This window comes from Plantibacter sp. RU18, assembly GCF_050613355.1.
GTDB lineage: Bacteria > Actinomycetota > Actinomycetes > Actinomycetales > Microbacteriaceae > Plantibacter.
In genome coordinates this window covers 655,793-669,754 of sequence record NZ_CP159618.1, presented here as the reverse complement: position 1 = coordinate 669,754, position 13,962 = coordinate 655,793, and the positions used below count along the sequence as shown (strand labels likewise).

The window sequence follows — 13,962 nt, the reverse complement described above, 5'->3', positions numbered from 1 at the left end:
GGCAGCGGGCCCGGCGTCCTCGGACACCGGGCCCACCGTTCGTCCCTGAGGGACCGCTAGCTGTACTGCCCAGGGACGTTGGTTGAGTTGTGACGACTCGCTGTAGTCGTTGAGACGTGAAGAGGACCTCCCGCGTTGGAGTGGAGCTGCTTAGGTTCCGTGCCTCAGCATCCCCGGCTGCTCGAATGGGATCGCGGCAGCGAACTGGGACGGCCCCGAACCACGACCCACCCGACGCGACGACAACCGCTTCGCCACGTTCGTACGCGCCGAGCTGAAACCTGCAGATGAACCGCCAGCGCATGAGCAGGACCCGAGCGCAGCGGAGAGTTGCCGAGACATAGACCCAGCCGACGCCTACTTAAAGCAGTCCATCGCGTCCTCAGACCAAGCCTTCGAGCACATGGCATGTCCCCCATTGTGACGACTATCGCATCCTCTCACAATAAAGATACTGTATATGTTGCACTAAAACATTATGTCATCATTAGCTGAATGAGGTCAAAATGAATCTGATGACACGATCGGTCGCCACCGGGGGAATCCTTGCGTTGATCGCCTGCTCCGCCCCTGCAGCCGCAAGCGCCGCGGAGCCCCAAGAGACCACCAACATCCTTCAGGCCATCAGTGACGCGACTTCAGATTCGACGGCTTCACTCGAGAAACCTCTCGCCGACAGAGCGCCCCAGAACAAGGTCGCTGACAGCTCGGTTGTGAATGGGGTTGAGATCGAGGTGCCCGCCAGATCGGCCGATCTGCTTCGTCTGGACGCATCCATCGGGGGCGAGATCTCCGTGCAGTTGCCATTCCCCGACGAAGCCAGCGCAGCAACGGAAATCGGTGACGGGCTCTCCGCATACGACAACGGGAACGGATCGCACACCGTACCTATCGTCAAATCGGATGGTGCCGTTCAGATCACCGCAGTCATCGAGAACAAGTCCGCGCCCGTCGCATACAACTATGATTTCGTCCTGCCCGAAGGTGGGCGGATTGAGCCGCTTGAAAATGGTGCAGCGATCTTGCTAGATGCCAATGACGCATTCCTTGGCGGCGTTGCACCGGCCTGGGCCAAGGATGCGAACGGCGGCGAGGTTGCCACGCACTTTGAGGTCGAAGGAAGCAGCCTCATCCAGGTCGTGGAGCATGACGCCTCCACCCCCTACCCCGTGATTGCCGATCCCTACCTCGGCGTTCAGATGGTTCAGGGCGTCTACTGGGAGAAGCGAGACCCCCGCGGGTTGACGCTCTCCGTCATCCCGACCGCCGGCGGACGGGCGTTCGGCGGGGCCTACCTCGCCGGCGTCGGAGGTTGGCCCGAAGTCGAAGGTCGCGTGGGCAATCAGAGTGTGCAGATGGAGTGGCAGTACATTTGCCACCACCAGTTCGCGTTCCTCAAAGAGACCTACAACCTCGACACCTGGGTGACACGGAACAGCTACGCGGACAGCGTCGCGAATGGATGCAACTGAAAGTGAGAAGATCGGCGTGAATCGCAGCACACTCGTACTGATAGTTACTCTCTGTGTTGGCGCCGTGGGTGTGGTGGCATCCTGCGTGTGGCTGTACCTCAGCGGCGTGCAGGCAGACGCCAATCCGGGTGCGCAGCAATCCCAAGCACCCTGGCTTTTTCTGATTGCTGCTCTACTCGTTTCGGCCGTGAGCGCTGCCGTACTGTTGCGATCCGCGATCCGCGGCTCGAGGCCCTGACCGAACGAACCGCCCACGAGTGCCGCCTTCCCCGCGGGGAGGCGGCACTTCTGTGCGCGGGCTTCTCGATCGGCGCTTCGCCCTGCCAGAGCGCTGCTGCCGGGTGCTGGCCGATCGCATGATCAGGCGGCTCCGCCCCGAACTTCTTGTGATTCTGCTGAGCCCCCGTGACCCGCGGAAGGGTCGCGCACAGGCACCCAGATCCGCTTGAGTAACACGCCCTAGCGGACGGCAGCAGCCGCCCAGGTGTCGCTGATGAGCGCAGGCAGATCGCGCATGTCGTGGAAGACGTGGGTGTCCGTCCCCACGAGCCGTTCCGCCGGTGTCATTCCCCCCGCGTAGGCGTAGACGACCATGCCTGCGGCGCGAGCGGCCAACACCCCGGTCACGCTGTCCTCGACCACGGCGCAGCGGTCGGGTGCGATGCCGAAGTCGGCGGCCGCATGGAGGAAGAGGTCCGGAGCGGGCTTGCCGACGGCGACATCCGTCGCGCTGAAGATCCGCCCGTCGAAGCGGTCGTGGATCCCGATCTGCCCGAGGTTGCGCACGACGTCGTGTCGCATGCCGTTCGAGGCGACGCACAGGGGCACGCCCGTGGCACCGATGCCGTCGAGCGCGTCGAAGACGCCGTCCACCGGTTCCAGCTCGCGCTCGCAGATGTTGCGGAACATCGTGCTCCACCGTTCGATCCAGTCGGCCTCGAGCGGCTTCCCGAGCCGTGCCTCGACGAGCGTCGCGTAGGTCTCGAGCGACGCACCGACGAACAGCTCGCGCACCTCGGCCTCGGTGTAGTCGCCGCCGACCTCGTTGAGGAGTTGCAGGTTCACCCGGACGGAGATGCGTTCCGTGTCGACGAGCGTTCCGTCGCAGTCGAAGATGACGAGATCGGGATAGTCGGCAGGCATGGTCCGAGCCTAAACGACTCCGGCTGGGGCGTCACCGTGCGCATCGGCGCCGGCGCGCTCCAGCGCACTCAGCGCTCGACGGCCACGCCCTGTCGCTGCCAGGTGACGAGCATGCGTCGCGCATACTGCGTCGCCGCGACGTAGTGGCCCACGAGCCCGAGCAGGATCGCGGCGAAGCCGATGCCTCCGAACACCTTGTACAGGGCGGAGGTCGAGTCGCCACCGCCGACCGCGAGGCCCGCCAGGAGGAGGAAGAAGCCGCCGAACAGCAGCACGGTACGGATCTTGCCGGCGATGCTCACCGGCACCTCGGGAGTGCCCTTGAAGGCGACGATCGCGATGAACGCGAGGAGCAGGTCGGGCACGATCATGACGACGAAGATCTGCCACGGGATGATCTGGCCGACGGCGAAGGATGCCGCGACCACGACGACCGTGAGGCGGTCGGCGACACCGTCGAGCCAGGTACCGAGCGCCGAGACCGTGCCCATCCGACGCGCGATCGCGCCGTCCGCCACGTCGCTGAGGAACACGACGGCCCCGACGATGAGTGCCGCCCAGTACGACCGGGTGATGACCAGGACCGCGAAGACGGGCAGCAGCACGATGCGCGCGGCGGTGATCGCGTTCGGGAGGTTCTTCCAGTCGTCGTCGGCGAACAGCTGGGTCCGCAGACGGGCGAGCGGGGTCTTGTCGTGCAGGGTCACCGGGATGATCGCCTCATCACCCGGGATCGCCTTCCCTCGACGAGCGCGCACGACGGCGACGATCACGACCACGACGGCGAGGGCGAACAGCAGGAACCAGCCGGCTGCGCCCAGGTACTGCTGCACGGCGTCGAGGGAGGAGCGGACGAGGAGGCCGACACCGACGTAGACCGCCGACCAGGTGAGGGCGCCGAGCAGCGACGCCGCGAGCAAGGAACGGTACGGCACCCGGGCGACGCCGGCCGACGCCGGCCGACGCCGGGGTGAGCGTGCGGATGACGGGCACGAGGCGGGTCAGGAAGACGGCCATGGCGCCGCGGCGCTCGAGGGCCTGGACCGCGCGGTCCCAGTTGTCGACGCCGAGCCGCTTGATGAGCGTCGTGTCGCGAAGCCGCGCGCCGTACCGACGACCGATGAGGTAGCCGACATGATCGCCCATCGACCCACCGATCGCGACGACGAGGAGCATGACGATCGCCGCCGGGACGGTGTCGAGCATCGCGGACAGCAGCAGCACGATCGTCTCGCCCGGCACGAAGAACCCGAGTCCGAGTCCGGACTCCACGAAGGCGAAGAGGAACCCGAGCAGCCACACGAGCGGGTCGGGCAGCGCTGCGGCAGCGTCGTTCACCCAGCCGATGATGTCCACGGATCCCCGTTCAACAGTGCAACGCGCGCCCCTGGCCGGAGCGCGCTCCGCCCAAGTCTACGGACGACGCGCGCTCCTCCTCCCCTGCGTGGATCGGATCGACTATTCCACCGAGCTGTCGGCTTCACTGTTCCGGCGGCGGCGACGCAGGATCGCCGCTGTGGTCACCGATCCGGCTCCGATGACGAAGAGTGCACCGGCGACGATCAGCCAGGGCATCGTGTTCGCGCCGGTGGACGGCAGGCGACCCGAGCTCCCGGGGACCGCAGGGTCACCGGTCGGCGTCACCGACGGGCTCGGGCTCGGCACGGCCGCGTCGGGGATGAGGATGAACGTCGGCACGGTGACCGGAGCCCCATCCTCGCCGATCTCGACGGTCACCGTCGGATCGCCGCCGTCGGTTCCACCGGGAAGGGTGTAGCCGCCCGGGACGGTCACGGTCACGTCGTACTCGCCGGGCGGCAGGTCCTCGAGGGTGTATCCGCCGTCGGCGTCCGTGACGAGTCCGACCGGTCCATCCGGGGTGTCGACGGTGACGGTGACACCGGGGACCGGGTCGCCAGAGTCCGTGGTCACGGCGCCGTCGAGGCTGCCGAGCACAGCGTCGGCGACGAGCACGAAGCTGGGCACGGTCTCCACTGCTCCGGAGTCTCCGATGGTCGCGGTACCTGTCGTCACGCCGCTGTCAGGAACCGAGTAGCCGTCGGGGACCGTCAACGTCACCGGGTACTCGCCCGGCGGGAGGTCGCCGAGGCCGTAGGAACCGTCGGCCTCGGTGGTCAAGACGACGGGGCCGTCCGGCGTCTGGACCGTGATCGTCGCACCGGGAACCGGAGCGCCGGTGTCGGTGAGCACATCGCCGACGAGCGCGCCGAGGGGCGCGAGGGCGAAGTCGACGGCGTCGAGCCCGGTGGCGGGCAGCGTCTCGTCACGGCTCGCCGCTCCGCTGACCACGTAGCCGTCAGGCGCCGTGATGCTCACGACGTACGGACCGGCTGGCAACAGCGGGAACGTGTAGCGGCCGTCCGCGCCGGTGACCGCGGACAGCGGGCCGTCCGGTCCGTCGAGCGTCACCGTGACACCGGCGACACCCGTACCGCCTGCCGTGACGATGCCGCCGAGGCTCGGATCGGCGACGAGGACGAAGTCCTGATCGGTGATGGGATCCTCGCTGTCGACCGGCACGGTGAACTCAGCCGGCGTCGTCTGCACGGTGTACCCGGCCGGTGGGGTGATGACCGCGGTGTGTGCGCCGACCGGCACGGTGTCGAACAGGTAGAAACCATCGATGTCGGTGACGACGGTCCCGACGCCGTCGATCGTGACGGTCGCGCCGGCGATGGGCAGTCCGCCATCGTCGAGGGCCGTTCCGGAGACCGCGACCGGGACGATGTCCCGGACAACGAAGTCCGCGGTCGCGTCGGCGTCCGTCAAGTCGGCTGCCTCGCGCTGCGGACCGACCGCGATCTTGCCAGCGGGCGGCACGACCTGCACCGTGTACCCCGCTGTGGCGAAGTAGCCGGGGAAGGCGTAGGCGCCGCCGCCCGCCGTCGTCGTGCTCGCGACGACACGGCCGTTCCAGTCGATGAGACGCACGCCGACACCGTCGAGCGGGCCCGCGGCCTGGTCGGTGACCGTCCCGGTGACGTCCCGCGCGATCGATGCGAACCAGGTCTGGTAAATGGGAGCACCCAAACGCTGTTGGAACGAGATCGTCAGCGCGGCGATCGGTACGGACGGCTCGAACCAACCCGCCGACCCAAAGGTGTCGGCGGCGGCAGCATTGCCACGCAAAATCTGTGTCGCAGGATCCCAGCTCGGCACGTCATCGACAGCTCCTGAGCAACTCGGCTTGCCCGCCAGCTCCGGCGCGCAGTAATTGAAACCGCCGTTGAAGCCGAGCTCGTCGGCCGTCAGCGCGACGCCGTCCGGCCCGAGAGCGGTCACCTTCACCTGGTCGGCGTCGATGTCGCCGAGGACGAACGTCCAGCCCGACGGCGGCGTCGGCGCGGCGAACGAGTATGTGGTCGTGGAGGGCGACGTCGCATTGTTCGCCTTCGGACGCAGGTTCAGGTACTGCTGGTCGCGGCTGCTACCGTACTTCGCGCCGACAGCGGTGCTCGCGGCAAGCCAGGTGGTCGCCCCGGAGACGAGCGTCGCACCGCCCGACGAATCACTCGTGAGCGTCGCCGTCAGAGCGGGCTGCCCGGCGAGGGTCATCGTCCCCTGATAGGAGCCGGTGCCGCCGGAGAACGTGGGCCAGCTCGCCCAACTCGTGGTCGTGGCAGCGGACGCGGCAGGGACGGCGCCCGTCAGCACGAGGGCAGCGGCTCCCAGCAGGGCCAGGAGGGATGCTCCGGTTCGACGAGTCATGCGCGTCAGGATAGTTGGACACGCGGCGCGCGCGATAGCCCTTCACCCCGATTTCGGGGGCCACCGGGCACCTGGTATCGGCCGTCGCCGGGATCAGCAGGGCGTGCCGACGTCCGGCATCGGCTGCCCGGCCAGCGCCGCCGCGAACACCTCGAGCACCGCCGGCAACGCACGGAGCGCCACCTCGCCGTGGCCGGTCTTCGGGATCGTCCGGTACTGCGTCTCGGTGCCGAGCGCGCACTCGGTTGCGACGAACCCCGCGGTTGCTTCGGGATGGACGAGCGTGTCGATGTCGCCCTGCGCGACGAGCAGCGGCACCGGGATCCGCGTGCTGCCAGGGGTGTTCTCCCGCAGCAGTGTCGCCCACGGCTCGGTCGTCGCGGGATCCGAACTGACGTAGCGACCCGCGAGTTCGTGGGCGACGCGCTGCAGTTCCTGTCGCCCGCTCAACAGGCAGAGCTTCGCGAGCCGGGGCGTCGCAGCGACACCGGCAGGCGTCAGGATCGAGTCGAGCGACAGGCCGGGGAAACGATCCGCGTACACCCGCTGGTACGCCTCGAACGCGAAGGAACCGATCGTGACCCCGGCGGTGGCCATGAGGTTGTCCTCGAGGAGCGCGCCGAGGTCCGCCGCGGGCGCAGCGACGGCGACCGCCTCCAACTGCAGCTCCGGGGCGTACTCGGCCGCGTCCTGTGCCGCGAACAGTGCGGCTTGGCCACCCTGCGAATGGCCCCAGAGCAGCAGGCGGTCCCCCGCACTGGTACCAGCGATGTTCCTGGCCGCGCGCGCGGCGTCGAGCACGCTGTTGCCCTCGGACCGACCGATGAGATACGACGAGGTGCCGGGCAGACCCATCCCCGGATAGTCGGTCGCTGCGACGACGTAGCCTGCCGACACGAGGTCGTCGAGCCCTTCGATGAGGATGAACGGATCGACGCTCAGCGAAGGTGCACAGTTCGCCGCCGCTCCGGTGGTGGGGTGCGCCCATGCGACGACCGGCCGGTCGACGAGCGTCGGCGCATCGGGGGCCACGACGACGCCCGAGACCACGATGTCCTCACCGTTCAGATCAGTGGAGTGGTACAGCATGCGCCACGCACGTTGTCCGTCGCCGATGCTGTCGACCGGCTCGACCCGGACGACGTCTCCCGGAGCGCCGGCCGCTCGCGGTTCGTCGAGCACGTAGAAGGACTGATCGGTCGACTGCTCCGCGATGTCCTCCGCGACGCGTCGGTCCAACGACGACGTGCATGCGAGGACCGCGACCGCGACCAACGCGACGTTCAGCACGGCGAATCTCACACGCATGGCTGGACAGTAGCACCAGCGACTCATCGATGCGCGGGGGAACATCCTCCTTCAGGACGAGGGCGGATCAGGCTCGCGGGCGATCCGGAATCCGCGACGGACGGCGAGGCTGGAGACATCGACCACGAAGCTCCGCACACTGCGGAGGAAGGAAACCACATCATGTCCGCCTCAGCCACCACCGAGTCAGTCACGACCTCGCCCGCCGAGGACGCGACGGCAGCAAACGCCCCCACCGAGCAGCTCGGTTCCGGGCCACTCGTTGACACCGCGCAGGCCCCGCAGACCGGGCAGACCGCCGTGATCGAACCAGCGCAGCCGGTCTACACCGCTCCCGCGCAGACCGTTCCTGCAGCGGTCTCAGCGAGCACCGACCGCGACACCTCCACTCAGACGCTGTCGATCATCGCGTTCGCGCTGTCGATCGCCGCCGTCGTGTCACCGTCATTCGTACTCCTCCCGATCGCCTCCCTGGTGCTCGGCATCATCGCCCTGGCACGCAAGCCCCGCGCGAAGGGCTTCGCACTGACGTCCGTCATCATCTCGGGCACCATGCTTGCGTTCGCGCTGCTCGTCGCCGTCGGTGCAGGCCTGCTCTTCGGTCTGTCGATCCTCGGTTCCTACGCGGGCTGATCGCAGCAGCGACGGCGCCTATCTGCTCATCGAGCAGGTGGGCGTCATGCGTGACACCGGCCGCCGCCCACCCAGCACCACAGCCCACCGAGCACCGCCGCTCACCGAGCACCGCCGCTCACCGAGCCTGTCGAGGTGCACACCCCCGCAGGGATCGCACGGCGACGCCACCGAGCGGGTTTCGCGCTTGATTGTTACACAATCCTGCGGCATGCTTCCGGGATGACGATCCCCGAGGGAGCGACCATCACCGCACCGACCGCCCGTGGTGCACGACTGTCGGCCGCAGCGGCGATCCTCGCTGCCGTGTGCTTCGGTACGACGGGCACCGCGCACGCCCTGCTGCCGATCGAGGTCGGATCGGTCGCGTTCGGCGCGGCGCGCATCGTGTTCGGCGGCGCGACGCTCGCCATCATCTGGGCGATCGTCCAGCGCCGCCGGGTCGCCCGCCTGGCTGCTCCCCCCGCCACCGTCCCGGGGGCCGTCCCGCTCGGTCGTTGGTCACTCGCCGCCATCGTCACCCTCGGAACCGTCGGCGTCACGGCCTACCAGCCGTGCTTCTTCATCGGGACGGAACGCAACGGCGTGGCGGTCGGCACACTCGTCGCCCTCGGTTCGGCCCCGGCGATCACCGGCCTGCTCGAGTGGGCAGTGCGCAGGCGACGCCCGAGCGGACGTTGGTTCCTCGCAACCCTGATCGCCGCAACCGGCGTCGCCGTGCTGTCCGGACTCGCCGGTGGCGCGCTCGGAACGGTGTCCGTCGACGGGCTGCTCGCCTCCATCGGGGCCGGTGCGTCGTACGCCGTCTACACGCTCTGCAGCAAGGCGCTCATCGAGCACGGATGGTCGCCCCTCGCCACCATGGCTGTGCTGTTCGGCGCCGCGGCCGTCGCATCGCTGCCCATCCTGCTGGCGACCGAGACCGCGTGGATCGCGACCGTTCCCGGCGCGCTCGCCGTCGCCTGGTTGGCGCTCGTGAACACCGCCGCCGGGTACCTCCTGTTCGGGCACGCACTCGGTGGTCTCCCGGCCTCACGGGTCGCCACACTGACCCTGTTCGAGCCGCTGACCGCCACACTGCTCGGGATCCTGCTGCTCGGCGAGTCGTTCGGCCAGGCGACGGTCGTCGGCGCCGCCCTCCTCATCGTGGGGCTCGCGATCCTCGTGATCCCGGCACGCCGACCCCTCGCTCCGGTCACCGCATGACCGCGGTCGAGTCGGTTGCGGCGACGCTCCGCGACGACATCCTCGACGGTGCGCTCACCGCTGACGCACCGTTGCGGGAGATGAGCCTCGCCGAACGCTTCGGCGTCAACCGGCACACGATCCGTGCAGCCCTGCAGGCGCTGGCCGCGGAACGACTCGTGTCCTTCGAGCCCTACCGCGGCGCGCGGGTGCGGGCGTTCAGCGACGCCGACGTCCGGGCACTCATGGAGTACCGCACCGCGATCGAGGTGGAGGCAGCGCGCCTGCTCCGCGATCGGATGCGGCGGGCGGGTACCGGCGTCCCGGCGAGGGTCGCCGCAGCGATCGACGCGCGATCGAGGAGGCGCACGCGGACCTGCATCATGCGATCGTGGCGGCGGCCGAGAGTCCGAGGCTGCTCGAAGCCCATGCTGGCCTGCTCGCCGAACTCGGCCTGTTCATGGTGCAGCTGCGCAATGTGCTGCCCGCGGACGAGATGGTGGCGCAGCACGACAGACTGGTCGCCGCACTCGACGGCGAGGATGTCGAGACCGAGCTGCGCACCCACCTCGCACACTCCGCCGAGCAGCTCATCGCCCTGCGCGCCGCGCCGGATCATGGGGCGCATCGACACGCTCAGTGAGCGGTCTCCGGTCCCCGAGCTCGTCGAGGGGCACCACACGAGGTCGTCAGGCGCGCTCCTCCGCAAGCTGCTGCAAGATGTCGAGCGACCTCGGCCACTGCGCGGCGAACATGTCGGCGAACTCGTCCACGCTCTCCACATCGACGGTCAATCGTGTGCCGGTCTCCGTCGGCGTGAAGGTGTACGCCTCGTGCAGGCCGGCGATCTGCTTCGCGAACTCGCTCGTCGTGACGACCTCACCCCGCACGATCTCCCCCGAGTACTCGATCTCGACGAACTCGTCGGGCCGGCTCGCGCTGATCGTCCCGAACATCCCGCCTTCAGTGCCATCGTCGTTCGGCCCGATGAACGAGATCTCGGCGCCCTGCGCCCAACCACCCCGGTAGGTGGAGCCCTCGTGGAACGTGCCGGTCCAGATCTCATAGGTCTCGAGGTCGAGCATGGTGGACCACACCGTGTGTACCGGCGCTGCGATGTCGACGACGAACTGCAGTTTCTCCATGCGCGTGATGGTACCTCTGCTCCCGGCCGGGGACCAGTGGCAAAACCGCCGCCCAGCAGGCGTCGGCGCCGTTCAGTCGCGGGCGGAGGAGACCGGTTGCGGCTGCGTGTCGGGGAAGTCCGTGCGGCGGCGGACAGCGGGATGTTCGTCCGACGGGCCGGACCAGGGAAGCGTCACGGTGAAGGTCGTCCCGGCGGGTGATGAGTCGACTTCGATCGCCCCCTCGTGCCCCTCGGCGATCGACAGTGCGATCGCGAGGCCGAGTCCCGTGCTCCCGGCAGCCCTCGAGCGGGAGGAGTCTGCGCGCGCGAAGCGGTTGAACAGCTCCGGCACGAACGACTCGGCGATGCCCGGGCCGTCGTCGGCGATCGTGAGCGAGGCGCGCTGCGGTTCGTCGTCGCTCTTCGGCGCGGCGATCCGGGTCACGACGCAGGTGCCGGCAGGCGTGTGCACTGCGGCGTTCGACAACAGGTTCACGACGAGCTGGTGCAAGCGCTCCCGGTCGCCGCGCACGACGATCGCGCGCTCGGGAACGTCGACCGACCACTGATGGCCGGGCGCGGAGACCGCCGCATCGCTCACGGCGGCGACGACGAGGTCGCTCAGGTCGACGTCGTCGAGGTGGAGGTCCTGGCCCTCGTCGAGGCGCGCGAGCAGCAGGAGCTCGCTGACGAGGGAGCTCATGCGGGTGGCCTCGGACTCGATGCGCGCGAGCGCGTGCTCGGTCATCGGCGGCAGGTCCTCGCTGTCCTGCCGTGTGAGCTCGGCGTACCCCTGGATCGCCGCGAGTGGTGTGCGGAGTTCGTGGCTGGCATCGGTGACGAACCGACGCATGCGCTTGTCCGTCGCGGCCCGGACAGCGAGCGCCCGGTCGACGTGGTCGATGAGCCCGTTCAGCGCCTCGCCGACCTTGCCGATCTCGGTGCGCGGATCGGTGTCCGCGTCGTCGACCCGGACCGCGATGCCGGTGTCGCCGTGCTCGAGCTGCAGGGTCGAGACCTCTTCGGCCGCTGCAGCGACCCGGGACAACGGCCGCAGTGTGAGGCGGACGACGATGATCGTGCCGATGATGGTGACGGCGAGCGCGAGCACCGCGAGGCCGGCGATCACGATCGTCTCCTGCAGGACGGCGGAGCGCGCGGTCGCCAGGGAGACACCGGCCACGAGGACGTCACCGTTGTCGTGCGTGAGGAACTCGAGGCGGTAGCCGCCGAGGGCGCCGAGCTCGACGTTCTCGCGTGCGGTGCCGCCGGTCGCGACGGCCTCCTCGACCAAGGCCTGCGTGCGCACGTTGAGGGCGGTGGCGTCGGACTTCGTGAAGCGGGCGGAATCCACGACCTCCCCGCCCGAGACGAGGGCGATGAGCGTTCCGGGTCCGTGGCCGACGTAGTCGACGAAGGGCTTGATGTACCCGGCCTCGCCTCGTGTGGCATCCGGGTTCACGGTTCCGGCCGCGGCGGCCTGCTGGTCGTGGAACTTCACGACCGAGTGCTCGAACGCCTCCATGGAGCCGGTGAGCTGGGTGTCCACGACCGTCGTCACCGATGCGCTCACCGTCACGACCGTGAGGATGCCGGACACGGCGAGCACGGCTGCGATGACGGCTGCGATGCCGGTCACGAGGCGCCTCTGCAGTGACCATGGGTGCCGTCTGGTCGTGCGCGGCGTCGCCACCGAACCGGTGCTCATTCGACGGGCCGCAACACGTAGCCGACGCCGCGGACGGTGTGGATCATCGGCACACGATCGGCGTCGATCTTCTTGCGGAGGTAGGAGACGTACAGGTCGACGATGCTCGCTTTGCCCGCGAAGTCGTAGTTCCAGACGCGGTCGAGGATCTGCGCGCGGCTCAGCACCCGCTTGGGATTGCGCATGAAGTACCGGAGCAGTTCGAACTCGGTCGTGGTGAGGGCCACCGACTCGCCGTCGCGGCTCACCTCGTAGCTGCGCTCGTCGAGGAAGAGGCCGCCGATGGTGATGCGCGAGTCGTCGTCGGACACGACGTGTGCGGTGCGGCGCAGGAGGCCACGGAGGCGCGCGACGAGTTCTTCCAGGGAGAAGGGCTTCGTCATGTAGTCGTCGCCGCCGGCGGTGAGACCCATGATGCGGTCGTCGACCGAGTCGCGCGCGGTGAGGAAGAGCGTCGGCGTCCCGGGTTCGAGCTCACCCTGCGAGAATCCGCGCAGCTGCCGGAGGACACTCAGACCGTCGATGTCGGGGAGCATGATGTCGAGGACGACGACGTCGGGACGTTCTGCGCGGTACTGCTGCACGGCCTCCCGACCGTTGGTCGCGACGTCGACGATCCAGCCCTCGTACCCGAGCGCAAGGCTCACGAGGTCGGTGAGCACCGCTTCGTCGTCGACGAGGAGCACACGGATGGGCGAACCGTCGGCCCGGTACATCCGCGGAAGCTTGGCGAGGACCGCCCGGCGGCGCCCGGACTCGACGATCGGCGCCGGCTGATCGGAAGGCATGCACCCAGTATCCGTTGCGGTGACCCGGGAGACGCGGTGCGACGGGCTATTCATAGCGGCCTCATATCTTTTCAGGCCGTGGCCATGGGCGACGTGTCTACCGTTACGGGCATGAGTCGAGCAGAACCCGTGGGGACCTTGTTCCCCAGCCGCCGTCAGCGAACGGTCGGGACGACGGGTGCGCGCTCACGGCCGGACGACGTGGTTTCCCTCGCCGCGACCGCCCTGCGCGCACTGCTCCCGGAAGGCGTCTCCCGCCCGCGACTCGTCCGCGGACCGCGCATCGAGACGCCGATCGACGCGCATCCGGTGCTCACGAAGCGACTCGTCCTGCGTCGACACCGGCTCTCCGACGCCGACGCCTGGTTCCGCATCCAGTCGACGCCCGAGGTCATCGAGCATCTGCCATGGCCGGTCCGTGATCGGGCCGCCTCGCGAGAGCACCTGCGACACCGCACCGGACACAGCCGCCTCTGGCAGTCCGGCGACTTCCTCGCGCTGGCCATCGAGCACGACGGTCGGCTCATCGGCGACGTCTCGCTGCACCTGCGTCAGGTGCGCGCTCCCGACCGGACGGTGGAGATCGGTTGGGTGCTCGACCCGGCGGCGGGTGGGCACGGCTACGCCACTGAGGCGGCGGAGGCGATACTCGACCTCGCGTTCGACGAGGTCGGCGCCACCACGGTCACCGCCGTGATCGAGCCCGGCAACCTCCGCTCGATCGCGCTGGCCGAGCGACTCGGCTTCCTGCGCACGAGCGCACCCCGCCGGTCGTCGAGCATCACCTTCGCGATCACGCCGCCGCTCCGCTCCGCCCGCCGCGCCGAACGCGCCGAACTCGAACGCTGAGGAGGAGACCCGTCCCGTTCG

General features: G+C 68.8%; 14 protein-coding genes and 1 pseudogene. 6 read left to right on the top strand and 9 right to left on the bottom strand.

Features of this window, described 5'->3' with window-relative positions; translation table 11 throughout:
* Positions 1 to 506: 506 nt before the first annotated feature.
* The gene (locus ABMA10_RS03115) at positions 507 to 1,472 is read left to right on the top strand and encodes a DUF2599 domain-containing protein (protein WP_347866810.1); all 966 of its coding nucleotides are present in this window, start codon (positions 507 to 509) and stop codon (positions 1,470 to 1,472) included.
* A gap of 459 nt (positions 1,473 to 1,931) precedes the next feature.
* On the opposite strand, the gene ABMA10_RS03110 is transcribed toward ABMA10_RS03115, so the two are convergent.
* The 5 genes from ABMA10_RS03110 to ABMA10_RS03090 form a co-directional block, all read right to left on the bottom strand.
* Positions 1,932 to 2,615 (bottom strand): HAD family hydrolase, encoded by a 684-nt coding sequence (locus tag ABMA10_RS03110; protein ID WP_347866809.1) that lies wholly within the window; start codon positions 2,613 to 2,615, stop codon positions 1,932 to 1,934.
* Positions 2,616 to 2,683: 68 nt separating this feature from the next.
* The gene (locus ABMA10_RS03105; protein ID WP_347866808.1) at positions 2,684 to 3,448 is read right to left on the bottom strand and encodes a CDP-alcohol phosphatidyltransferase family protein; all 765 of its coding nucleotides are present in this window, start codon (positions 3,446 to 3,448) and stop codon (positions 2,684 to 2,686) included.
* On the bottom strand, positions 3,339 to 3,971 hold the full coding sequence (locus ABMA10_RS03100) for a DedA family protein (protein WP_431031167.1): 633 nt from the start codon (positions 3,969 to 3,971) through the stop codon (positions 3,339 to 3,341). Before ABMA10_RS03100 ends, ABMA10_RS03105 begins: the two co-directional genes overlap by 110 nt.
* A 102-nt stretch (positions 3,972 to 4,073) precedes the next feature.
* Entirely contained in the window at positions 4,074 to 6,344 is a 2,271-nt protein-coding gene (locus tag ABMA10_RS03095; RefSeq protein ID WP_347866806.1) for a carboxypeptidase regulatory-like domain-containing protein, read from the bottom strand.
* 93 nt (positions 6,345 to 6,437) lie between these two features.
* Positions 6,438 to 7,652 carry an alpha/beta fold hydrolase gene (locus tag ABMA10_RS03090; RefSeq protein WP_347866805.1) on the bottom strand — a complete coding sequence of 405 codons (1,215 nt, stop codon included), beginning with the start codon at positions 7,650 to 7,652 and terminating at the stop codon, positions 6,438 to 6,440.
* 162 nt (positions 7,653 to 7,814) lie between these two features.
* On the opposite strand from ABMA10_RS03090, the gene ABMA10_RS03085 reads away from it, so the two are divergent.
* The 3 genes and pseudogenes from ABMA10_RS03085 to ABMA10_RS03075 form a co-directional block, all read left to right on the top strand.
* Positions 7,815 to 8,285, top strand: coding sequence for a hypothetical protein (locus ABMA10_RS03085; protein ID WP_347866804.1), 471 nt, complete (start codon positions 7,815 to 7,817; stop codon positions 8,283 to 8,285).
* 222 nt (positions 8,286 to 8,507) lie between these two features.
* On the top strand, positions 8,508 to 9,491 hold the full coding sequence (locus ABMA10_RS03080; protein ID WP_347866803.1) for a DMT family transporter: 984 nt from the start codon (positions 8,508 to 8,510) through the stop codon (positions 9,489 to 9,491).
* Positions 9,488 to 9,622, top strand: a pseudogene (locus tag ABMA10_RS03075) (GntR family transcriptional regulator); the annotation flags it as partial. The gene ABMA10_RS03080 and the pseudogene ABMA10_RS03075, both read left to right, overlap by 4 nt.
* Positions 9,623 to 9,663: 41 nt before the next feature.
* On the opposite strand, the gene ABMA10_RS03070 reads toward ABMA10_RS03075, so the two are convergent.
* Positions 9,664 to 9,852 carry a hypothetical protein gene (locus tag ABMA10_RS03070; protein ID WP_414693597.1) on the bottom strand — a complete coding sequence of 63 codons (189 nt, stop codon included), beginning with the start codon at positions 9,850 to 9,852 and terminating at the stop codon, positions 9,664 to 9,666.
* Positions 9,853 to 9,861: 9 nt separating this feature from the next.
* Between ABMA10_RS03070 and ABMA10_RS03065 the strand changes: the two genes are divergently transcribed.
* Positions 9,862 to 10,113 carry a hypothetical protein gene (locus tag ABMA10_RS03065; protein ID WP_414693596.1) on the top strand — a complete coding sequence of 84 codons (252 nt, stop codon included), beginning with the start codon at positions 9,862 to 9,864 and terminating at the stop codon, positions 10,111 to 10,113.
* A 46-nt stretch (positions 10,114 to 10,159) separates the two neighbouring features.
* On the opposite strand, the gene ABMA10_RS03060 is transcribed toward ABMA10_RS03065, so the two are convergent.
* The 3 genes from ABMA10_RS03060 to ABMA10_RS03050 all read right to left on the bottom strand — a co-directional run bounded on the left by ABMA10_RS03060 (position 10,160) and on the right by ABMA10_RS03050 (position 13,020).
* Entirely contained in the window at positions 10,160 to 10,615 is a 456-nt protein-coding gene (locus tag ABMA10_RS03060; protein ID WP_347866801.1) for an SRPBCC family protein, read from the bottom strand.
* A 72-nt stretch (positions 10,616 to 10,687) separates the two neighbouring features.
* Complete coding sequence (locus ABMA10_RS03055; RefSeq protein WP_431031166.1) at positions 10,688 to 12,235, bottom strand: sensor histidine kinase; 1,548 nt, start codon at positions 12,233 to 12,235, stop codon at positions 10,688 to 10,690.
* Between the two features lie 65 nt (positions 12,236 to 12,300).
* Positions 12,301 to 13,020 carry a response regulator transcription factor gene (locus ABMA10_RS03050; protein ID WP_347866898.1) on the bottom strand — a complete coding sequence of 240 codons (720 nt, stop codon included), beginning with the start codon at positions 13,018 to 13,020 and terminating at the stop codon, positions 12,301 to 12,303.
* A gap of 183 nt (positions 13,021 to 13,203) precedes the next feature.
* Here ABMA10_RS03050 and ABMA10_RS03045 point away from each other — a divergent pair, with 183 nt between their 5' ends.
* The gene (locus ABMA10_RS03045) at positions 13,204 to 13,941 is read left to right on the top strand and encodes a GNAT family N-acetyltransferase (protein WP_347866799.1); all 738 of its coding nucleotides are present in this window, start codon (positions 13,204 to 13,206) and stop codon (positions 13,939 to 13,941) included.
* The last annotated feature ends 21 nt before the right edge of the window (positions 13,942 to 13,962 follow it).